The sequence below is a fragment of the Snodgrassella sp. B3800 genome, assembly GCF_026535865.1.
GTDB classification, from domain to species: Bacteria; Pseudomonadota; Gammaproteobacteria; order Burkholderiales; family Neisseriaceae; genus Snodgrassella; species Snodgrassella alvi_E.
Window position 1 is genome coordinate 173,271 of record NZ_JAFNPH010000004.1, and the last position, 23,370, is coordinate 196,640.

General features: G+C 42.9%; 18 protein-coding genes. 7 read left to right on the top strand and 11 right to left on the bottom strand.

Annotation, left to right across the window (positions count from 1 at the left end; translation table 11 throughout):
• The first annotated feature begins 56 nt into the window (after positions 1-56).
• Entirely contained in the window at positions 57-659 is a 603-nt protein-coding gene (gene wrbA, locus J3U64_RS07600; RefSeq protein WP_267408803.1) for an NAD(P)H:quinone oxidoreductase, read from the top strand.
• 17 nt (positions 660-676) lie between these two features.
• Positions 677-1,417, top strand: a complete 741-nt coding sequence (nfsA, locus tag J3U64_RS07605) for an oxygen-insensitive NADPH nitroreductase (RefSeq protein ID WP_267408804.1) — start codon at positions 677-679, stop codon at positions 1,415-1,417.
• Positions 1,418-1,478: 61 nt separating this feature from the next.
• On the opposite strand, the gene J3U64_RS07610 is transcribed toward nfsA, so the two are convergent.
• Genes J3U64_RS07610 through J3U64_RS07620 form a run of 3 tightly spaced genes read right to left on the bottom strand, consistent with a single transcriptional unit; the run spans position 1,479 to position 5,224 of the window.
• Positions 1,479-2,639: a GDSL-type esterase/lipase family protein gene (locus J3U64_RS07610; protein ID WP_267408805.1), complete on the bottom strand. Its 1,161-nt coding sequence runs from the start codon at positions 2,637-2,639 to the stop codon at positions 1,479-1,481.
• Positions 2,629-3,834 (bottom strand): DUF459 domain-containing protein, encoded by a 1,206-nt coding sequence (locus tag J3U64_RS07615; protein WP_267408806.1) that lies wholly within the window; start codon positions 3,832-3,834, stop codon positions 2,629-2,631. Before J3U64_RS07615 ends, J3U64_RS07610 begins: the two co-directional genes overlap by 11 nt.
• Positions 3,821-5,224, bottom strand: a complete 1,404-nt coding sequence (locus J3U64_RS07620; RefSeq protein WP_267408807.1) for an MBOAT family O-acyltransferase — start codon at positions 5,222-5,224, stop codon at positions 3,821-3,823. Before J3U64_RS07620 ends, J3U64_RS07615 begins: the two co-directional genes overlap by 14 nt.
• Positions 5,225-6,019: 795 nt before the next feature.
• Between J3U64_RS07620 and J3U64_RS07625 the strand changes: the two genes are divergently transcribed.
• Genes J3U64_RS07625 through J3U64_RS07635 form a run of 3 tightly spaced genes read left to right on the top strand, consistent with a single transcriptional unit; the run spans position 6,020 to position 8,419 of the window.
• Positions 6,020-6,997 carry a cation diffusion facilitator family transporter gene (locus J3U64_RS07625; protein ID WP_267408808.1) on the top strand — a complete coding sequence of 326 codons (978 nt, stop codon included), beginning with the start codon at positions 6,020-6,022 and terminating at the stop codon, positions 6,995-6,997.
• 35 nt (positions 6,998-7,032) lie between these two features.
• On the top strand, positions 7,033-7,683 hold the full coding sequence (locus J3U64_RS07630) for an HAD family hydrolase (protein WP_267408809.1): 651 nt from the start codon (positions 7,033-7,035) through the stop codon (positions 7,681-7,683).
• A gap of 34 nt (positions 7,684-7,717) precedes the next feature.
• Complete coding sequence (locus J3U64_RS07635; RefSeq protein ID WP_267408810.1) at positions 7,718-8,419, top strand: aspartate/glutamate racemase family protein; 702 nt, start codon at positions 7,718-7,720, stop codon at positions 8,417-8,419.
• A gap of 77 nt (positions 8,420-8,496) precedes the next feature.
• Here J3U64_RS07635 and J3U64_RS07640 read toward each other — a convergent pair whose 3' ends face one another.
• From J3U64_RS07640 to J3U64_RS07670, 7 genes are all read right to left on the bottom strand, one after another.
• A complete protein-coding gene (locus J3U64_RS07640) occupies positions 8,497-9,384 on the bottom strand; it encodes an NAD(P)H-hydrate dehydratase (RefSeq protein WP_267408811.1) in 888 nt (295 codons plus the stop codon).
• Between the two features lie 61 nt (positions 9,385-9,445).
• Entirely contained in the window at positions 9,446-11,995 is a 2,550-nt protein-coding gene (glnD, locus tag J3U64_RS07645; protein ID WP_267408858.1) for a [protein-PII] uridylyltransferase, read from the bottom strand.
• A 17-nt stretch (positions 11,996-12,012) separates the two neighbouring features.
• Positions 12,013-13,251: a multifunctional CCA addition/repair protein gene (locus J3U64_RS07650; RefSeq protein WP_267408812.1), complete on the bottom strand. Its 1,239-nt coding sequence runs from the start codon at positions 13,249-13,251 to the stop codon at positions 12,013-12,015.
• Between the two features lie 187 nt (positions 13,252-13,438).
• Positions 13,439-14,752: an SLC13 family permease gene (locus tag J3U64_RS07655; protein WP_267408813.1), complete on the bottom strand. Its 1,314-nt coding sequence runs from the start codon at positions 14,750-14,752 to the stop codon at positions 13,439-13,441.
• 347 nt (positions 14,753-15,099) lie between these two features.
• Positions 15,100-16,419 (bottom strand): SLC13 family permease, encoded by a 1,320-nt coding sequence (locus J3U64_RS07660; RefSeq protein WP_267408814.1) that lies wholly within the window; start codon positions 16,417-16,419, stop codon positions 15,100-15,102.
• 304 nt (positions 16,420-16,723) lie between these two features.
• On the bottom strand, positions 16,724-17,113 hold the full coding sequence (locus J3U64_RS07665; RefSeq protein ID WP_267408815.1) for a YgiW/YdeI family stress tolerance OB fold protein: 390 nt from the start codon (positions 17,111-17,113) through the stop codon (positions 16,724-16,726).
• 521 nt (positions 17,114-17,634) lie between these two features.
• On the bottom strand, positions 17,635-17,817 hold the full coding sequence (locus J3U64_RS07670) for a hypothetical protein (RefSeq protein WP_100141536.1): 183 nt from the start codon (positions 17,815-17,817) through the stop codon (positions 17,635-17,637).
• Between the two features lie 376 nt (positions 17,818-18,193).
• On the opposite strand from J3U64_RS07670, the gene J3U64_RS07675 reads away from it, so the two are divergent.
• Both J3U64_RS07675 and ribA read left to right on the top strand, forming a co-directional pair.
• Entirely contained in the window at positions 18,194-18,898 is a 705-nt protein-coding gene (locus J3U64_RS07675) for a GAF domain-containing protein (protein WP_267408816.1), read from the top strand.
• 4 nt (positions 18,899-18,902) lie between these two features.
• A complete protein-coding gene (ribA, locus tag J3U64_RS07680; protein ID WP_267408817.1) occupies positions 18,903-19,526 on the top strand; it encodes a GTP cyclohydrolase II in 624 nt (207 codons plus the stop codon).
• Between the two features lie 209 nt (positions 19,527-19,735).
• Here ribA and J3U64_RS07685 read toward each other — a convergent pair whose 3' ends face one another.
• Positions 19,736-23,269 carry a PilC/PilY family type IV pilus protein gene (locus J3U64_RS07685; RefSeq protein ID WP_267408818.1) on the bottom strand — a complete coding sequence of 1,178 codons (3,534 nt, stop codon included), beginning with the start codon at positions 23,267-23,269 and terminating at the stop codon, positions 19,736-19,738.
• Positions 23,270-23,370: the final 101 nt, after the last annotated feature.

Genomic DNA, 23,370 nt, shown 5'->3' on the forward strand with positions numbered 1-23,370 from the left:
CAAGTAGGGGCAGTTGCGGCACAATAATGGCATGAAAACAGGTTCAGGAGCGCTTGATGAAAGATTTGCCTATTCTTGTGGTGTATTACAGTTTATCTGGCAGTACACGCAATCTGGCGCTAGCGCTGGCACGAGGTATAAATAGCGTTGCTGGTTGTGAAGCTTTGTTGCGTACTGTACCTAAGGTATCGGCTGAATGTGAGGCAACTGCTGCCGCCATTCCGGATGACGGCGCACCCTATGTTACGCTTGAAGAGTTACAGGATTGTGCCGCATTGGCGCTGGGTAGTCCCACCCGTTTTGGCAATTGTGCCGCACCGGTGAAATATTTTCTCGACAGCACTAGTAGTCTGTGGTTGGCCGGCAGCCTGATTGGCAAGCCTGCCTGTGTATTTACCAGCACTACCAGTTTGCATGGTGGGCAGGAGAGTACTTTACTGAGCATGATAACGCCATTGCTGCATCACGGAATGTTGATATGCGGGATTCCGTTTAGCGAGCCACAGCTTAATGCTACACATAGTGGTGGTACGCCCTATGGTGCCAGCCATGTGGCCGGAATGCACAACAACACTCAGTTAAGTGAAGCTGAAGAAGCGCTGGCATTTGCTCAGGGTAAACGGCTAGCAGAGCTAACTTTGCGGCTGGCACGCAAATAATCGTTTTAGGAATAATTATGACTTATCACACCAATTTGAAGAGTGCGGCTACTTTGCCCACAATTTATCGCCACCGCTCAATTCGTAAATTTACTGAAGAAGCTTTAACTGATGAGCAGCGTGAAGCTATATGGGAGGCAGGACGGGCGGCTTCTTCTTCTAGTTTTATGCAAAGTACACATATTATCCGTGTCACAGATGCAGATAAGCGTGCGGCTTTGTGCGAAGTGGCTGCCAATCAGAAATATGTGCGTACGGCGGCTGAATTTTGGGTATTTTGTGTAGACTATACCAGACACCGGCTGGCTTTTCCGGAAGCGCAGCTTGATTGGACTGAAGCGATGATTATTGGCTCAGTTGATGCAGGTATCATGGCTCAGAACTGTTTGCTGGCTGCGGAATCACTGGGTCTGGGTGGTGTATATATTGGTTCTTTACGCAATGATACAGCCCGTGCAGCTGAAATTCTGGAATTACCGTCACTAACATTTCCGCTGTTTGGGTTGTGTCTGGGATATCCGGCACAGGATCCGATGTATCGTCCGCGCCTGCCTTTGGATACGCTGGTGAGTGAAAACCGCTATCGTCCGCTTGATCCGGCTAAGCTGGCTGCCTATGATGAGCAGCTGACGCAGTATTATCGTGATCGTAGTGGTCTGGATCTCAATTGGAGTAAGGCCGTTGCCAATAATTTTGCTCAGCCGGTGCGCCCGCATATTCTGCCATTTTTGCATCAGCAGGGGCTGGCCACACGCTAAGCTGATTGGAAAAAACACCTGTCCGTGTTGTCTGGACAGGTGTTTTGTATTTGATAAAGCGTTAACGATGCTGTGGTAATGCTAGTATGCTGTCGGCCAGTGCCTCACCCAGACGTTGATAACCACTGGCTGTGAAATGCACACCATCGCTACGCGCTAACCCCTCACCAATCCATGTTTTCATACTGCATTCGCCACCCATGACAGCCTGCCAGTCCCAGTAGAAAGTATGCTGATTACGCGCTACTTCTTTCTGCATGTTTTGCAGCTCGGTTAGTTTTTCTGGACGTACGCCGCATGAACCAGCAGTACTTTTAAGGCTTTCTGGAGCACCTAGCAGCATGATAGCGCTATTGGGTGAGGCGGTACGGATGAGAGCAATGGTTTCGATAAGATTCTGTTTTACTGTGGCGGTGTCTAGATTGTTGTAGGCTTCGTTGGTACCAAAGGCCAAAATAATGAGGTCTGGAGCTATAACGTTCAGTTCTTGCTGCCACGCCATTGTATTCCAGCGATTCCATTGGTTGAGCTGAAAACCGTTGATTCCAAGTGCCGAAAATACTGCTCCTTGCCTGTTTTGATTACGTGCCCACCAGCCACCGATGGCAGTCTGAAAATTCATGCCTGCTTTGACGGTAATCGGAAAACGGGCATTAAACTGGCTGAAATGCCACTGATTATCCTTAGGATGGGCGGCCAGTTCAATCTGCTGGCCGTTGCTATCGGTAACGGATAAATCTTCATCGTTCGGCCCTTGCCGGATGCTGACTGTTACAGTTTGCTCTGCTTCTGGTTCTTTGGTTGCTATTGTCATTATTGAACCGACGGCAGGAGTGGCAATCAAGCCGCCGAGCGTATAGTTTACGTTGGTGTCCGTGCGGCTTGATATGGCCTGCCAACCCTGATTCTGATAGGTATAGCGTGCCAGTCGCATACCGGGAAACTGAGTAGGCATAGCCCAACCAGGGCCTCCGTTGCCCAGCTGCTGTTGCAGACGTACACGGGCGGCGTCTGTGAGGTAATCAGCAGCTGTATGTGAGTCTCCTAGCTGTACGATGTTAATACTTTTTTTCTTAAAGGCCTTTGCCAGCTGTGCCGTGTTATTGTCCGGTAAAGCTGTACTATGGTGCTTACGGCTAGATTGAGCCGGAGCCGGATCGGCAGAGCAGGCCATAATCCACAAGCAGCAGCTTAGGATAGCTAAATGTGTTTTAGTGTACATTTGAGTAATCGTTTTTATTTGGCTGTGCCGGTAAGATAAAGCGGTTGAAAATATCTCTAGCAATAATTTTCTGCCCTGAGATGGTGAAATGAATACCATCTGCACTACGGGTTTTGATTTTTTTGCCATTTGGTTGCATCAAGGTATCAGTATATTCATCTCCATTGCTACCGAGCATGGCGCGGGTATCAACAACAAAACCATGATTTCGCATTACCTCGTCAGTAGTCAACTGACGCAGGTAAACCATTTGCTGATTAAGTTTATGGCGGCGCATATCCGGCGGGGTAAGCCATAGCACAGTTACCTGATGCTGGCGGGCAGTGTCCATAATCGTTTGTATGCGGCTGCGGTACATGCTTTCCCAGCGCGCAGAAGCAAAGCTGATAAAGCGGGTGCCATTATGCGGATCAGGAATATCCCACGGGTCGTTTGGCCCCAGAAATATTACCATAATCTTAATGCGGGGATTGTCATTTAAGGTACGAGCGATGGTTTCAGGCCAGTTGAAAAAGCCAGGATAGGTGAGTCCAGTGCTTTGCTTGGCAAGATTAATGCTTTTGATACCATAGCCTTCGCTTAGCCATTTCTGGATATGTGGCGCCACCCCCTGCATTAAGGAATCACCGGCAAAGAATACTTCATCTTTGGCTCCCAGTGTGAAAGCTGATTTGATACTGTCTTGTTTAGCTGTCTGTTGCAGATTCTGCTGCACTGTCAACTGTGGTTTTTGTGTAATAGTGGTCTTATTTTTTTCTGCATCAGCAACATGCTGATTAAAGCTTGTTGTGACATTGTGATTGGCAGATGTAATGTTCTGATTCAGCCAACTGATACCACTATTGAGTACCAATGCTGCTTTGGCGCCTGCTTGCCACCACGAATATTGTTTTAGTTTGGATAAAATACTGTTTTTATGATACGTCTGCTGATAATAGTTTTCTACGGAATCCTGCATCAACCATAAAGATAAGCCGGCAGCGAGGATTAAGCTTAGCAAAACATACCGAAACTGCTGTTTGTTGCTTTTAGGTGGTTGTACTTTTGATTCAGGTTCTTCATCTGATACCACTACCATGGGTAAAGTGGTCACTGTTTTAACGCTTACCACGGGCATTTGCTCGAACTGAGTATATTTTTTTTTCTGGTTATGACTATGGTAGGTTGGCAGGCGGCGATATTTAGAAGTTTGCATAGATAAATCCCGGAATTCCGGCCGGCGCACAGATTAATATCAGCACCAGCAGCAATAATAAAGGCACAATCAGACTGTAGCGCGGTAAACTCTCTGCACGCTGGAATAACTGTTTGGTCAGTCTGTTTAGCAATGGATAAGCTATCCAGGCCAGCAGCAACAGGCTGAAAAAGTAGAAAGGGTTGGTACTTAGCGGTACGTTAATATAATTACAGAACAAAGCGTGCAGCAACATTAAAGCATCGTTAAGGGTGGGTGCCCGAAAAAACACAAAACAGAAACACACGAAATGTACTGTAATGATGATGCTTAAAATTTTGCCAACACGGCCACTTTTGCTCAGACTATCGCGTGCCTGTTCAGCAGAACAGTGACGTAGACGACTATACAGCCAGTCGCTCAGGTTTAGGAATATCATCCCTGCGCCATGCAATAATCCCCAGATGAGAAATGGCCAGCCATTGCCATGCCAAATACCGGATAATGCCATTGCAATAAGCAGATTAAACTGTGTGCGTATAAAGCTGCTCCGGCTGCCACCTAACGGAATAAATATGTAATCCCTAATCCATGTAGACAGGCTGATGTGCCAGCGCTTCCAAAAATCGCGAATATTATAAGCTAATAACGGCGAACGGAAGTTAAGCGGCAAGCGAAAGCCCAACAGCAGACCCATGCCTACCATCAGGTCGCTGTAGCCTGAAAAATTAAAAAACAACTGTAAAGTATAACCGTAAATGGCAGCCAGTATTTCCAAACTCTGATACTGCATGGGATTGGCAAAAACCGGATCCACCCAGTTATCTCCAATCCAGCCCGAAAACCACCAGTTTTTCGTCAGTGCCATTGCAATCAGACACAAAGCCACTGCTGGGGCCAAAATACGGCGGCGTTCTACAGCTTGGATTTGCGCGGCCATGCCACAGGGCTGACCAGATATGTCCGTTAAACCACGAGCATCATAAGCGCGAGCAATTGGCCCTGCGGTGATGGTCGGAAAAAAAGCAAGATGCAATGCCAGAGCAGACAAAGATAAAGGCTGGCCGGCTATTTGTCTACCATTGCGAAGTTGATAAAGAGAAACCAGATAGCTAATTGCTTGAAATGAATAATAGGATAAGCCCAGCGGTAATATAACATTAGCTATCCAGTCTGTGTTACTCCTAAACCAATCCGAATTCTCGTTTATTTGTGCAGAGAAAAAATCGGAATATTTCCACAATATCAGTTGCAGAATGGTAATGGTAATTCCAGATATCAGCCAGATTCTCGGTTTTTTACTGCGATTAATGCAGGCTGATATCACATAAATGATAAATGTATATATTAATAGGGTGGCCAGAGCCGGCAGTCTACCGCATAGATACACAATCAGATAGCTGGTACACAATAAAAGAAAATTCTGGAGCCTTGGTCTGGCGCCCAGAAGCCAATATAGGCAGAAAAAAACAATGAAACACAGACTAAATTCGATGGATATAAAGCTAAACATGAAGCCAATAAGCAAAAATAAAAAAGAGATTGTTTAACCATGCCAAACATATAAGCAGAAAAGTTTCTGTTTAAAATCAGTTAATTCATGTTTATGCCTATCGGCAGGACACAGAAATTTAGGCTGTATATCACTCGAAGTTGCAAACAAAGATTCTACTGTAGTGGTTTAATTGATTTCTGAATAAAAATTTTTCACCGTTCTGGTTCGGAATACTGTGTTTGTTTCTTTCTGAGGCTGCTGAATAACATTCTTTTCGGTTAATCTAGATTGGCTGTAAATTTCTATATTGATAGAGCCATGGTGGGGCAAAATTGCATCAAATTAGAAAGTGACTATTTTACCTGTAAGTGTGAAATATTGTAACGAAATTCAAATATAAAATTTTGTTATCAAAAAAAATTTTATTTAAGAATATAACTATAGTTATCATGTATCAACATAAACGCACTATCTATGGTTGTTTGGCTAGTCTCAGTGAAAGCTTTTTATATAGGTGAATTGAAATAGCAGTAAGTTTATTTTTTTTTGCTATTATCCAAAAGCTCAGCTAATCTGTGGCAATAAATTTCTGTATCTTTAATGCATTATGCCATCATTTATCCTCAGCTCGGCTGATATCAGTAATTGACTTTTACCTTACGTCAGGGTTTAGCCTGAAGTATTCTCAGGCTATTTTAGATAAGGCTTACTATGCACCAACACAATCATACTCATGAGCACACTCATGAAAGCGGGCATCACCATCATCTCGGAGCACACGCAGCGGATAAGCAGGTACTGCGTGTTTCATTGTTGGTTATCGGGGCTTATATGCTGGTGGAAATCATCGGTGGCTGGTTAACCAATAGTCTAGCGCTGCTTTCCGATGCCGGCCATATGTTTTCCGATGCGCTAGCACTGGCACTGTCGCTAATAGCATTTCATCTGAGTGAACGGCCGGTAAATCAGCGGCAGACATTCGGTTATAAGCGTTTTGAGATTATCGCCGCAGCCGTTAACGGCATCGCACTGATGGTGATTGCAGTATTGATTGTCTATGAAGCCATTGGCCGTTTCGTTAATCCACCAGCCATTGCTACTCGTGGCATGCTGATTATCAGTGTCTTGGGTTTGCTGGTGAATATCGCTATCGCGTGGTATATGCATCGAAGCAGCGAGACCGAGCATAATGTAAATATGCGCGGTGCTTTTTTACATGTGCTGGGTGATTTACTCGGCTCTGTAGGGGCGATTGTAGCGGCCATACTCATGATGCTGTTCGGCTGGCGTTGGGCAGACCCGTTGGCCAGTGTAGTAGTGGCCTGTTTGATTGCTTACAGTGGTATCGGTATTCTGAAAACAACATTGCGTATTCTAATGGAAGGAACCCCAGTCGACATCGAACTTGAGCAGCTAGGCAATGTGATATTGGCCATGCCCGGAATCAAGGCCGTGCATGATTTACATGCATGGACAATTACCAGTAATATGAACGCATTATCTTGTCATATTGTTGTGGATGGTACCATTACTGTTGCCGAAGCAGAGAAACTAGTGAATGAGCTTGCCTCTGTTCTGCTCAAACATGATATCCATCATGTGACAGTACAGACAGAAAGCAATGCCCATACGCACAGTGAAAATTTGTTATGCTGCATGCCTTCTGTTGCTCATCAACATGCACATTAATACAATACATGCAGCTCATGGATGGAAACGAAATAATGATTAAAGCGGTATTATTTGATTTAGATGGCACACTTGCAGATACTGCCCCAGATTTGGGTACCGCTCTCAACCGAGTTTTGGAAAAGCAGCATCTGCCGCAAAAAAGCATGACCGAAATTCGACCGGTAGCCAGCCATGGTGCTTCTGGCCTGATCACACTAGGAACTGGATGGCAACCGGATCATCCTGAATTTGCCACTTTGCGGCGTGATTTTCTGGCCGAATACGAGCTGCACTTTACTGATGAAACTGTATTGTTTGGAGGCATCAATGAGCTTTTGCTCAAGTTAGCTGAGCAAAATATTGTTTGGGGCATTATTACCAACAAACCACATGTGTTTACTGACCGCCTGCTTCCAAAATTAGAATGTAGTGTTAAACCATCTGTAGTTGTAAGTGGTGATACCACCAGCGCTCCTAAGCCCAGTACCATACCGATGTATTACGCCTGCAGACAAATCGGTGTGGCACCGGAAAATTGTATTTATGTTGGTGATGCTGAACGTGATATGCAAGCAGGACATCAAGCCGGTATGATTACCGTATTGGCAAACTGGGGTTACATCAGTGCCACAGACGATACAGCGAGTTGGCCAGCTGATTATGTGATTGAGAAGCCTGAACAAATTCTCAAATTATTAAAATAAATAATTTTTTAGATGTATTTCAAGGGGGTTAATAATGAAAACCATCGGTTTAATTGGCGGCATGAGCTGGGAAAGTTCTGCGGAATATTACCGCATGATAAATGAGCAGGTACGTGATCGACTAGGCAGTACCCATTCAGCTCAAAGCATTATGTTGTCTGTTGATTTCGCAGAAATAGAAGCGTTACAGCATCAGGGTCAGTGGGATAAGTTGGCTGAAAAAATGTGCCATGCCGCGCGTCAGTTGCAGCAGGGCGGTGCAGAATGTATCGTTATTTGCACCAACACCATGCATCGTATGGCGGAGCAAGTGCAAAACAGTGTTTGCATTCCATTGCTACACATAGCCGATGCTACTGCCGAACAAATTTGCCGCCAAAAACTTCGCAAAGTCGGGTTGCTGGGTACGGAATTTACCATGAAGCAGGACTTCTACAAAGGACGGCTCACCGATAAATATGGTTTGCAGGTACTGATTCCAAATGATCATGATTGCCAAACAGTGCATAAAATCATATATAACGAACTGGTGTCCGGCATTATTCGTGAAGAGTCGCGCCAGCAGTATCGGCAGATTATTCAACATTTGGCAGATGCGGGAGCAGAGGCCATAATTCTTGGTTGTACTGAAATCATGTTGCTGGTATCTGAAGCAGATAGTCCGGTGCCTGTTTTTGATACAACTGCCATCCACGCTACTGCGGCCGTGAACTGGGCACTGGCAGATAAGCAATAATAGCCCTTTCGTACAATAAACCTTTAGAAGGAAAGTCAAAGCCGGTTACTTATCCAAATATCCGGCTTGTTTACTATTCAATTAGTTTCACTCAGGCGGTTTCTCAGCCAGCGTACAGCTGGGGCAATTTCACCGGCACATAAACCAATAGGGCCAATTTCATTGGCAGCAAGGATATCGGCAGCTGTACCATGTAACCACACACCAGCATAAACGGCTTGCTCCAATGGTATTTGTTGCGCCAATAGACTTCCTATAATTCCGGCGAGCACATCTCCACTGCCAGCCGTAGCTAGCCCGGGATTGCCACTGTTATTCTGCCAAACTTGCCCGTTAGGTGAAGCGATCAGGCTCTGATGTCCTTTCAAAACAACCCATGCATTATATTTTGCTGCCAATCGGCATACTGCTTGGTTGCGGTTTCCTTGTATTTCACTGATGCTGCATTTCAGCAAGCGAGAGGCTTCTCCGGGATGAGGTGTCAGTATAATATTGTGTTTATTCTTTCTATCGGTCAGGATATCTGGCTGCTGTGCCAGCAGATTAAGCGCATCTGCATCCAATAACGTAACTATATTGTGTTGTTGCAGGCATGCTGTCAGTACTGATACAGCCGATTCTTGTGTGCCCAAACCACAACCGATTACCCATGCACTAATGTCTGAGCGTTGCAGCAGTTGCTCAGCAGTAGCTAGCATAATTTCCGGCTGTTGTGCCAGTACGGGTAAGGGTAAAGAAGGCTGGTTAAAGCCAAGCCAGACTTTACCGCATCCACAATGCAAAGCTGCTACAGCCGACAAAGAAACCGATCCAGCCATGCCTTCAGCGCCACCAATAATACCCAGTGTACCAAAGGTACCTTTATGGCTTTCTGCAGGACGAGGTTGGCATATAGCAGGAAACTGACTGCGTGCCAGCCGCTGCCATTGGCGTAATAATTCCCTGTCAGTCCTGAATGTGTTCATTATCTCTTCGCTATATGTATTGTTTACCTGTAGTTTTTAGGCCTTTACTACATTGACTTGTTCAGCACAGAAGCTGGTCTAGCAGTGCATTTTTTAACTGTAATTGCTGCTGGGTATCTGCTAGATGGGGCGCATACACCAGAAAGCTGTCTTCTACACGTTCGTCCAATGTGGTGATTTTGGCAAATCGGATGCTGATATTCAGCTCTGATAACACTGCGGCAATATTGGCCAATAAAAAGCGTCGATTAGCCGTAATGATGTGTAAATTATACCAGCCAGGGTTATCTTCCTCATCGATGGTAATGCGGGGCGCTATCGGCATATGCCTGCTGCGCCGGCTCAGACTAGCCGGAGTGGCAGCACTTATCGACAGATTGCCATTCACAAACTGATTTAGTGCCAGCTCAGTTTTATTCTGAATACTAAGGTAATCAGCAGTGCTGAGGCCAGATGGAAATTGTAGAATAAAAGTATCCAGAATAAAGTTGTGGTCGGTAATATAGGCACGCGCAGTCAGGATATTCATTCCTGCCTCACTAAACACTGAAGCCAGCTCTGTAAAGAGTTTTGGCCGGTTTGGCATATAAACCATCACTTTTAATGTATTTGTATCCGGCAGCCACTGGCTATGTGCCTGTGGCTGCTGCTCATAATTGATGATTTTGGACAAATGCCACAAAATATCCTGCCATTCATGGCGTGCAAAATACGCCTGCCCCAGAATATGCCACAGTTCACGCTGCTGTGACTCGCTGATTTGATACTGGCTTAATTCATGCATCGCCTGCTGACGCCGGTCAAGAATGGCTGTCTGCCGGTTACTCTGTCTACCGTTTAGGTAATGCAGTGCGGCTTTATATAGACTTTCCAGTAGGCTGGCTTTCCATGAATTCCAGATTTTCGGATTAGTACCGCGAATATCAGCAACCGTAAGCAAATACAATGCGGTCAACCGTTCAATTGTTTTAACTTGATTACTAAATCGAGCTACTACTTCAGGGTCTTGAATATCTTCTTTTTGCGCAGTCATCGACATCAACAGATGCTGTTCCACCAACCATGCAAGCAAATCACTTTCCTCTGCGTCCAGAAAATGATCTTTTGCAAAGGAACGTGCATCAGCTACGCCTTTCACGGCGTGATCGCCGCCACGGCCTTTAGCTATATCATGAAACAATGCTGCCATATATAAAATGTGCTTGCGTTCAAAAGCATGCATCAAAGTAGAAGCAAATGGCAGTTCATGGCTGTGTCGTTCCATAGCCAAACGGCGCATATTACGCACCACCATTAAAATATGGTCGTCTACCGGATAGATATGAAACAGGTCGTGTTGCAGTAAACCCACAATTTTTTCCCACGCCGGCAGATACTTGCCTAGCACACCATACAGATTGATAAATCTAAGTAAGTGCGTCAGACCATTGCCATGCCGGAAGAAGCCAGCAAAGCATTCGCGATTGATTGGATTCTGATAAAACGCTTCATTCACTTGCTGATGAGCTGCAGCCCACCATGCTCGCAGGGTTTTTGGTGCCAGACCAATAATATCGCTGTGTTCCTGTGCAATCCGCAGACTGATAAAAATATGCTCCGGCTTATGCCGAAAAAGCTCAAGATTGTGTACCGCCAGCATATTGCCAACTTGATAATAATGTTCATCCAGTTCCACAACCACGCGAGGCAACGTGGCATAGACACGGTCTCGCAGCATCGGCACCAGAATGCCACTGAGTTGTTTTACACCTTTAATGGCACGGTAAAAATCATGCATCAGCTTTTCACTGGAGCGTGAATTTGCATCATCCACATATCCCAGATTTTCTGCTACCTGTGTCTGAAGGTCGAAAATCAGCCGGTCTTCAGCTCGTTTAGCGGTCAAATGCAGCTCAATGCGGATTCTGGCAAGCTGCTTCTGGCAGCTGAGTAGCAATCTTGCCTCGGTGCGGTTTAAAATGGCATTGCGCATCAAATCATGAATCTGGGGCGGTAGTCCCTGTACTTTTGCCAGCCACAATAAAGTATGAATATCACGTAAACCACCCTGAGTGGTTTTTACATTAGCTTCCAACAAGCTGGCTTCACCAGAAGCTTTTGTATAACGTTGGCTCTGCTCCAGTATTTTACCTTCTGTAAATGCAGCGACATCACGCTGTAAATCCAGTTGATGGATTAACTCTGTCGCCAGCTGCCGGCTGCCACACAAATAATGGCTTTCTAGCAATGCGGAATCGCCGGTTAAATCCTGCCGTGCGCTTTCGCATAATTCATCAATCGTACCTACTTTGGCAGCAGGTTGCAGATGAATGTCCCACAAAATCTGAATAAATGCAGCGATCTGATGTTGCAACATATCACTGACTGGCTCTCTACTAATAATAGCCATATCCACGTCTGAATATGGATACATCTCACCACGGCCGAAACCACCTATTGCCAGTAAACATAATTCCTGCTCGGCAAAAAAGTGCTGCCACAAAGTAGTCAGTATTTCAGAAATAATTTGCGTGTGCTGGCGGAAGTAAACAAAGGGATGCTTCCGTCGCCGGTAAGTTTCGGCAGCCTGCTGTTTATGCAGTTTTAATTTATCGGCCAGAGAAGTAACCAACGTTGCAACTACCATAATTAATAGCCATTAGATTGTGATTGACGATAAGCATTCTGCAATGGGCTGATTTGATGTAGCCGCGCTCGTTCTATAGCATGCGCAATATGTTGCGGATTATCAGAAGCTCGTGCAATGGCCGCAGCATCAACTGCCATGGCTGCCGACTGTAATGCCAGCCAGTGTTGCTGCTGCGGATAAGGTTGTTGCTCCAAACCCAGCCGACCACGGACATCGGCCACACATACTCGCAGAATTTGAGCAAAGCGTTGTGGACGCCGTAACGCATCTGTTTGCTTGAGAATCTCCAGAACAGTTTTGGGTTTCAACTGTCCCACACTGTGCAGCCTGATGTGATAGCTGCATATCAGTAAAGCTAACTGGGCACAGGCTTTGGGAACCTGCCAGCGCTGATTAACAGCTTCTACTAGCTTGATTCCAGCATAATCGTGGCCAGGGTGACCAGGTAGCTTATCCTTAGGAGTTAACGCTTTACCTAAATCATGGGTGAGGGCAGCATAACGTTCGGGTAATGAATAATCGTGTTCCGCAGCATACTGAAGGCTCAGTAGCGTGTGCTCACCCGCATCTATTTCTGGATGGTGCACAGCTCGTTGTGGTACCCCAAACAAAGCATCTACTTCTGGCAGAATAATTTTCAGGGCACCGCAGGCACGCAAAACTTCAATCATCAGACGCGGCTCTTTCTCCATCAATCCCTTAGCCAGCTCCTGCCATACTCTTTCTGCGACCAGTGCGTTGACTTCTCCGTTGTCCACCATTTGCCGCATCAACCCCATGGTTTCATCAGCTACCTGAAAGCCATAACGAGCCGCAAAGCGGGCAATGCGCAGAATGCGCACTGGGTCTTCAGCAAAAGCAGGGCTAACATGGCGCAAAATTCCACGACGTAAGTCATCCAGACCATGATAAGGGTCAATCAGATAGCCTTCAGAATCTTCTGCCATTGCATTGATGGTTAAATCACGCCGTTGCAAATCCTGCTCCAGCGTCACATCTGCTGCCGCATGGAAAGTAAATCCACTGTAGCCTGCGGCGACTTTGCGTTCTGTACGCGCCAGCGCATATTCTTCGTGTGTTTGCGGATGTAGAAACACCGGAAAATCTTTGCCCACCGGCTGATAGCCAGCCTCAGACATTTCTACTGCCGTGGCACCCACTACTACCCAGTCGCGGTCAGACACAGGACGCTGCAAATATTTATCTCTTACCGCACCACCAACCAAATAAATCTGCATATGAAAATATCAGTCGAAAACAGAAGTCAATTGTGCCGTACTCCTGCCCAATTGTTAACCGCTTTTTGCATTCCCTCAAACTGTCCACCTGTCTTAAGCAGCAAAACTACAGAGAGAAAACAGAAATTACCAGCCGTATCACCAACAGCGCTTATTCATCGGCAAATGTGTGTATTTCATTATCAGTTTACATCATGATGGCCGGCACAATCATAGCCAGACCAGGGAAAAACGGTACTGTAGCAAAAGCGATAATCAGTAAGCGTTTAAACATCGTTTCCTGCTGTTTTTCATCCGTAACACTCACAACAAGTGTGCCTGCAATATGAATCGGATTAACCACACTCAGCATAGCCGGAGCCGCACAAGCTGCTAAAATCAGGGAAATCTGTGGTGAGTCTCCGAAAATCGTGAATACCATCGGAATCATCAGACTGATTACACCAAGAGTAGACGATTCAACATTACTGAGGAAAGTGGTCAGATAGGCCAGCATAAACAATAGCGCAATTTTACTGCTGGTCATACTCAATAGTCCTTGTTCTACAGCTTTCATGGTATCAATCTGCATCATCGTACCGATAAAAACCAAAAGCCCGCTGATTACTACTACCGCATTCCAAGGAATCTTCTTCACAAAATCCTTACTGTTTTTAGGGAAAAACAGCATCATCACCACAGCTAACGTTAATGCAGTTAAACCAACATTAGCCTTAGCAAAAATCACCAGAAACAGAAATATCAGCACCGCAATTGTCGAACAAAGTGCATAAAAAGGCTGCAATTGATGATTGTCACAACTTTCCTGAGTCACAGGTTTAAGTAATAGATAACCCTTTTTGCCCTTATTCAATTCGGATACATCAACTACCCGTTTTTCTTGGAAAACTATCTGTAAAGCGATAACCAGCACAAAACTGAGCACCATCCCCAGAAACCATACTAGCCATGGGCTATAGATGACTTGGGCTTTTTTCGCTGCCTCAAGAATAACCTGTCCAGTGGGATTAATAGGAGACAGAGCTCCAGTATTCGCCCCGATAATTGCAGCCATTTCACAGATAAAAAATAATCGGGGATGTTTTCTGCCCAGAGCTGCTATTACAGGAACCAGCAAAGTAATCGAAGCAGTAGAAAACGCGCCGGCTGTAGAAATGGCAAAACCGATAAAATAGCCTATCCATGGTACCAAATGGGTTCGATGTCCCATTTTTGAGTATACCTTATCGGTAAACCAACTCAGCCCACCGCTTTTTTCCAAATGGGCAAACAACAAAGATACACCAATGAGCAGCGTCACAATGGCACCGGGAAAATGATTCAGCACTGCCTTACTGCTTAGCACTGTCTCAGCAGCGGAACCATCTGCACCTAAAGCAGAGACCATCACCATTACAGCTGCTGCACTGAACCCCAGCAAACCAATATTGACATGTCGCCAGACAGCCAGAATTAAAATCACAACCAGTAATACGAGCGATAATATCTGTGGTAAGTTCATAAGTAGTCCTGATTTGTTATCATTCTGAAAAGAAAAGTTGCGTTGAAATTCACACTAATCAAACAAAATTTAAATTTATTCAGCTTTCAGTATGTTTCTTACAGCAAAATAGGAAGATAAATGTGTTTATCGTTATAAAGTATCTAGGTAAAATAAACAAACAAAAATTAACTTAATCACTAATTTTTGGAATTAAATTAAAAAATAAAGTTTGTTAGCATGAATCAGAAAATAAATAAATTATCAGCTGAATAAGCATTAACTAAGCACCTGCTGCATAATCACAAAATATTTTCTATGCACAAATCCAATCCATCACCCGTAAAACATCAGACTGCCGGTAACATTCAGAACAGAATGGCCGGTAAAATCATTGTGGCTCCCGGAATAATCGGTATGGTAAAAAAAGCGATAGTCAGCAGACGCCTAAACATCGCGTCCTGCTGCTGCTCATCTGTGTAGCTGACGATTAAGGTGCCGGCAATATGAATCGGGTTGATTACACTCAGCAAAGCTGGTGCCGTACAGGCTGCCAAAATCAGTGGTAAATGTTCAGAGCCACCAAAAATGGTGAAAATCATCGGCGTCATCAAACTAATTACCCCGATAGTCGATGATTCCACATTACTCAGGCAGGTCGTGAGATAAGCAATGATAAATAGCAGAATAATCTGATTGCTTGTCATACTTAGCAAGCTTTCTTCCACAGCCTGCATCGTATGTACTGACATCATCGTTCCAATAAACACCAGCAGTCCGCTAATCACAATCACCGCATTCCAAGGAATCTTTTTAGCAAAATCCTTACTTTGCTGCGGAAACAAAAGCATCAAAGCCACAGCCAGCGAAATCGAAGTTAGACCGACATCAGCATCGGCAAACACCACCAGCACAATAAACAGCAACACAGCCAGCGTAGAGCAAACAGCGTAAGAAGGGCACAATTGTTTCTTCTCACTGTTATCCAACGCTATCGGTTTCAACAGGGCTAGCCCACGCCCAGGTTTTTGGCCTTTTGGGCTCTCTGTCATTCTTTTAGGGCTAAAAATAAATTGCAAGATCAATACTGTTACAGCACTTACAATCGTTCCCAACAACCAGAGCTGCCAGCCGTTGAAACTCACATTCGCATGGCTGGCAGCATCTTTAATCACCATCCCAACAGGATTTATAGGAGATAATGCCCCAGTATTCGCCCCTACAACAGCCGCCACCTCACAAATAAAAAATATTTTTGGCAAACGCCTGCCTAAAGCAGCCGTAATCGGCACCAGCAAAGTAATGGTAGCAGTAGAAAATGCACCGGCCGTTGAGATAAACAGACCAAACACATAACCAACCCAAGGAATCAGCATTGTATGATTACCAATTGTTTTGTAAACTTTATCGGTAATCCAGCTGAGACTGCCACTGCGTTCAAAATGAGCAAACAGTAAAGACACCCCGATCAACAATGTCACAATAGATCCTGGAAAATGAGCCAATACCGTTTTAGCAGTTAAAGCCTGAGCTTGAGAGGCCATACCACTATCAGGATAAGTCTGTGAAGCCACCAGCATTACGGCAGCTGCACAAAATCCTAATAAACCAATATTTACATGTCGCCAGATAGATAACACCAGTATCAATACCAGCAATACCAAAGACAGTATTTGCAGAAAAGACATAAACAAACCTGATATTTATAAATTATATTTAATCAATATATTCAAACTGGCAAAACATATTTACCAACAAAGCAGCAACTGGGTAGCGACCTTTTCACACTCATTTCCTCAAGCTGTGGCATAAAGCCGATATACTTATACTTTAATTAGTATTAATCATTCAGCATAATATTTTTTATTAAATTATTTAGTCACATATTTCTACAAGCCATGCCAGACATAGTCAGGCTAACAAAATCAACGCATACTCAGACAAAACATAGATGGCGTCTCCTGAACATGCAGGCACTGTTTATCGCTAGATTTATGGCACAATCTTACGAAGATGTTTCACGTCGATTTCTACTGAATTCCAGTCCTTATCTACTTCTCCCTGAATTTCCACGGTATCCTGTGGACCGACGCTTAGTCCGTTCCAACGCTTTTGGTCGATATCCACATCTATTACCCCAGTAGCATCCTTAAACTTATACATATCATCCGAAACACGTTCGGTTATTTTGCCACGCAAAATTACACGACTGTCGTCAGGCAAAGATTTGGCATGAATAACAGTGGTTACAGCGGCATTAGGGTTTTTATATCCACTCTTTTGCGTGGACACAGAAGGACCAGTAAATCCTCCTTGACCGGCAGCTATTAGCGGCATAAAAACCATTGCAATAATCCCAGACAATGCAGTAATTTTTTTCATGGTGATTTCTCTCTACGTTTAACAAAGCTAGTTCTGTTATTGATAGTAAATAACGGTATTAAATATCGACTTTGAAGTAAAGTAAAGAAAATTATATGGCAAATACCTAATATCTGCTGAAAATGCAAAAGAGTATTATGAAAATAGATTTGAAAAATCAGAATATTAACGAAAAAATAAACAAATATTGGAGACAGCATTTGAGAACGCAGAGATAACAAATAGCTATATTCTAAGCAAGAAATAAGGAAGAAACTGGAGAAGAAATCTAAATAGTAGACAAAAAATGGGATACTAGATTTAAATTATTATATAGTATTATCCATGTAAAAGTGGATTTAGTCAGAAAAGCAGAGTTTCATACTCTTAATTCACGTATCCATCACAGTACAGTTTCAATAAAAAAAATAAAAAAAATTGATATTATTTTTCAATGTTTTAAGTTTCTAAGCTATCTGACTGCCACAGATTTTATTTATAAACCCATCAAAAACCACAGCCAGATAGCTGTCTAAGTAAAACTAATGCTTACTGTCTGGTGTTCTGCTTTTCAGTTTCCAGCAATTACCTGCGTGCTGAGTAGGCGGTGCTTTTTCATGATCCTTAATTGTTGCAAAATTCTCCAGAGGATGACCGTGCTGATCAACTTCTTGATAAATACCACCGTTGGTACCAGAATTATCGCCAGGTTTAAGATTACTCATATACTACTCCTATTCACAATAGTAACCGTGAAACTACGGTGAAGATATTATTCGATGTAATTTAATATAATACAAGTACTTAACATTATTTTAACTTGTTACAATTAAATTAACAGCCCATATTTATCCTTCACCCAGATACAAAGAAACAGTCACCTAATATCCCCACAGAATCATTGAAACCAATCAGACCTAGACCATCACAACACTCATGAAAATAACTGATAAATAACCAATAAAATCTGTCATCACATTAACTTATAAATAATTTAATAATGAATAAATAAGTTTTTAAAGACGCTTGAAGCATATTTGCTAGAATCAGCATCATTTTCGGTTACAATATTTGTTTGTAAAGAAATCTCCAAGGAAACGTATGGCTTGTGCTCAGGTGTATGATTACCTGCAAACTCAAGGATTAAAATTATCGGCAGACCAAGTGCAGATGGCCATGCTGGCTGCCCAATCGGTTTTAACACTCGCACAGGCCGAAATAGATATGTCAGCAATTTGGTATCAGGAAAATGGTTTTAGTCTGGCAGAAAAACTAGGAGTGAATACCGCATCATTGCATCAGCTTCAGCCTGCAGAACTTTTTACTGCCAATAACAACAGCAAATATACCTTGCGCCAGATGTATTTGGCTTTAGATTCAATAGCCAGCCGTCATCATAACGAAATCTTTGCATTATACTTATATGAGCTGGATGAAATAGCAGGACAATTGTATCGACTGCTTTCCCGTGGTAGCAGCCTGCCAGCACAAATCGTTTGCGGCCAGCAACAGGTGCAGCAGTATTTATTTGCACGTACCGCCACTACCGGCTGGCTGAATCAGGTAAATAATGTCCAGCATTGGCTGAGCGATGGCAGCTTAACTGGCGAGCAGGCTGCTCATTCCCAGCTGGCTATTCCAGTTACCAATTCACAGGGGAAAGTACTGGGCGTACTATATGCAGCACACATACAGCCCAATGCTATTACCGAAGCCGAACTGATAGATTGGACAGCATTAGCCATTGTCATTCCTCCATTATTGCAAAACCTGCATCAGGCCATCGAGACTTCCATCAAGAGATAAAAACATGAAAGCAACACAACAAAATCAGATAAAAGATAACAGCCCCGTAAGATTCATTTCCGCATGCCGTTTGCCTACCCAGTGGGGTGAATTCACAATGTACGGTTTTGAAGATGTACGCAATAAACAGGAACACATTGCACTTACAGTAGGTGATGTAAGCAGTGGCGAACCAGTTCTTAGCCGCATCCATTCAGAATGCCTGACCGGTGATGCTCTTTTTTCTAGGCGCTGCGATTGCGGGCCACAGCTAGAAGCAGCCATGAAGGCCGTACAGAAGGCAGGGCGTGGTGTAATTGTCTATTTGCGGCAAGAAGGCAGGGGCATAGGTTTACTCAATAAGATTCGAGCTTACAAGCTTCAGGATGAAGGTATGGATACCGTAGAAGCCAATCTGGCCTTAGGACTGCCTATAGATGCACGTGATTTCAGTCTGGCCAAATATATTCTTGATTATCTTAGCATCGGTTCAGTTCAACTGATGACCAATAACCCGCACAAAGTAGATACCCTCAAAGCATTGGGCATCAACGTAGTCAAGCGCGTACCCTTGCACGTGGGGCAAAATCCTGAAAATCAGCAGTATTTGCACACCAAAATGGAAAAACTAGGCCATTTTGCAAACTAATTAGATTATTATCGCAATAAATATTTGTTTTAAAACTTAAAAAATATGCTTTTTATATTAGTTTTAAACGCCCGCTAATCTAAACTTCTTTTCAAGCCAATAAAAAAATTATTTTTCATATTTTAAATAAAAAAAAGCACTTACTACCTAAGCTATTACTCAAGTAGTAAGTGCAGATTAAAGTTATCAATACTAGCTATTTAATTAATTTAATCAAGATAACTTGTTTTCACTTCTCTCCATGACAATCGTTTAATGCTGATCGGACACATTTGAACACCACTTATCACTGGTTTGGATCCATCTGTCATGGCTACCTGAGGAGCGGTTCGTAAACAGCTTGTCTGATTTTCCTTTTGTTTATTTAATGAAGTTTGTTTACCAGAAACGCTGAGAACATTCTTATTACTTCCACCACTAATTTTCATACCTACTAGACTGTCAATGCCAACACTGCTAGCTAGGGGAGTGTTTGGATCATAGATGATATGCGGATCCGATTCAAGCAATGCACCACCTGTTAAAGCATTGAATTGCGTTTTTCTTGTGTAAACATTGGTTTTTTCATTTGTGGTTACCGGCTGACAAGGATCACGTAGCTTATTATCAGAAGAAACTGAATAAGAACGGGTAAGCACCATTCCAGAATATAAAAGCTGTTCTACAGGTGTTACCACACGCTCACCATCGGTATTCAGGTTAAAATACCAGCCTCTGTATTTGTCAGCTGAAAAAGGATTATTACTTAACACACCTGTTCCACCGTTATAGGTCATAACTTGTTGTAGTAAAGAATTTTTACTAACCAGTGGATCAACATTAGGTGTCAGATCATCGTAAATACCATAAATGGTTTGTTGATCCTTATTTTCCAGATCAGACTGATAAATATCACTACCTGTACCGAACACAATAACCACTTTACGATTCGTTTTCTGATCCGTTGAAGAAATATTAGGGTCTTTTTGGGCTTCAAAAATAGCTGGTGCTGTAGTAATAGGAGCGCCCGCTGAAAAGATTTTAGTCGCTTTCCAATTAGCTGGATTTGGGCTACGCAAATCAAAACGGAACATATTACCTGCATAATCACCGGCATAAACAAGATCAGCAACGCCATCACCATCAATATCATAAGCAACCGGACTGGATAACCCACCTGATCCGCCCGGGGCAACCAGCTTGGCTATTTGTTGGCCGGCATGCATTCCAGTTCTGACATAACCAGCAGTACCGACATCTATACCCAATACATCATAAATATACAATGCTGACTCTTCAGATTGTTGAGTTGGCAAGTTACGGTAGTCTTCAGAGTAATTATATCCATTATTAAGGAACGCAGCTTCCCGGATGTGATCCTTAACTGAAACAGCTGAGGCATCTTTATCGGTGTTGACCCGAACACGGGCTACACTAGGGGTACCAATTGTATAGCCAAATTTATTATTTTCTCCGGTGGGCGTCTGGAAAAGAAATACATTTTTATACCAGTCGGAGCTTCCCATATTGTCAGCGCCTATTGGCTTTCCAGAAATCAAATCTTTTCCGCCGATATTAATAGCAAATGCTCCGCGTCCGGCTTGACCCATATTAGAAACCATAAATATCAGTTCAGGTGCACCGCCTCTGTCTTCAGTTTCATAGACAGAAAAACCACCATTTAATAAAAATCGATGTGGATGTTCACTATCTCTGCCATAATTATTATCAGTTAAATCTTTGTAATAGTGGGCAACAATATCACTACCATCATTACTTTGTCGCTCAATAGCCATAGGCATGAAATTAAATTTCAAATCGTAAGGCCGAGTTTCATTACTAGTAGATTGGAAAACATATACCATACCATCGTTGGCAGAAGTTATCATGTACTTCTGATATTCACCGCCATGGCTATCACCACCAATAGTAAGAATGGGATTATCATCAATATCACCGATATTGTGGGTGTCTCCATAATTGTCTTTTTGCTTACGCTCGCGGTAGTTCAGAACAAATCCGTCTTTTTTAATCTCGTTGTCAGCTTTTGAACGGCTAAGCCAAGTAAGCAAGCCATTCAGCCATTCTGTCTTATTCTTATCATTATCTGGAATTAAAAAATAATTATTATTTAAATCTTTTAATGAATCAGAAAACAAATAAGTGTTTGTACCATCATTCAGCAGCAATTTACGATTAGCATAGCTAGGCCGAATTTCGCAGGATTCATTATCAGAACCATCTATTTTATTAATACAAATCTGACTACTCCAGCCACCAGTTTCAACTTTGATTGTAATTCTGGAGTTGTTAGTTGTTGTACTTGAAATACCTACAGAAGGGGCGGTAGTGGTAACATTTACTGTAGTAGTGGTTGTTTTTCCTTTTATTTCCTCAAAAATCTTTTTAAAAGCTTCATTAATCTCCTCCAACGAATTTGCATTGAAAAAGTACCTAGCATTTGGGTTAGTTTTGGGGTCATAGTCAGGCTTTGGAGAAGCACCATTTAACAAATATGCTATTGCTCTTGATTGGTCAGCTGACAAGGCTCTGCTTCCCAGTCCCACACCTATAGTGAATGTTTGTGCTGTCTGAGTAAAATTTTTTGTGTGTCCAGGTTTATCGCCCAGTGGATCCGGTCCATTCCATGGTTGACCAGCTTCATCAACTAGTCTTCTATCTGTAAACTTATTGGTATTAACTTGGTAAGCACCACCAGAGTTAGTAACAAAATCTTTGGAATAAATGTAATCACCGAAATTTTTGTTTGCCAAAGTATTGGTGTAGTAATTGAGCAAATTAAACCGATTATTTATGTTTACGAGGGTACCATCTGGTCTGATATTGCTTCCATCGAAATAACCATCATAACCATAATTAAGTCGTCCGGCAAAATAAGTAGAATCAGTTATCGGAAGTGTACCGGCATCCAGACCATCAGTTAATAGGATTAAATAAGATTTCTGACAACGATATCTCAATTTGTTCATCACTGTATTGCGTACAACAGCGTTTAACCTTAGGGCTGTGGGTGTGCCTCCCGATGCTCTTAATCCTCGAATAGATTGCGCTTTGTTTCCGATTATATGATCTTTGATAAACTGGTAATCTTTAAGCTCAGAGGTATCGTAAAATTTGTTGTAGTCTGGAGTAATATATGCAGGATATGATCCATTAGGATTTTTTTCTGCATCAGACCAGTTATTCATTGGTTGTAGACTAAAATAAAATTCATTTTTATTGGTGTCAACAATATCTGATAATACTCTTTGGACCATCATCATTTTGGTTGTTCTCTTGTCACCATCGATACCGATAGCTTTACAGTAACCATAAAAAGTCCATTTGTGTTCATTTACAGGTAAACTGGGATCATCAATTTTCTCATCTAGTCTAGCCAAATCAGGAAATCCCGTAACCATATTATTCTCTCCGCTCCATCCGCTGGTCGGACCCCAGTTAGAACATTTTTTGGTGTTTGGGTTTAATCTTTGACAGGTGTATGTACGATACTGACATTGATAACCGATTGAATCGCCCATACTACCCGAATCATCGATATACAAAGTAATATTAGGTTTTATGTTATAAGCAGTTGTGGTAGTAGATTTGCTTTGTAAACGCAGAGGAACATCAGCAAAGATATTAGATGCTGCCTGAGTTTGCAGCATAATTAAACTCAAAGCCCCAGCTACAGCTTTGAATATAATTCTTTTACCAAAGCCACAACTGGAATTTTCTTCCCTTGTGATTTTATTATACATAGGGTTGTTCTCCGATTAATATAACTGCAAATATTAAATTTGAAATTAATTACATACAATCAACAGTTAAACATATATATTTTCATATTATTACTTTTAAA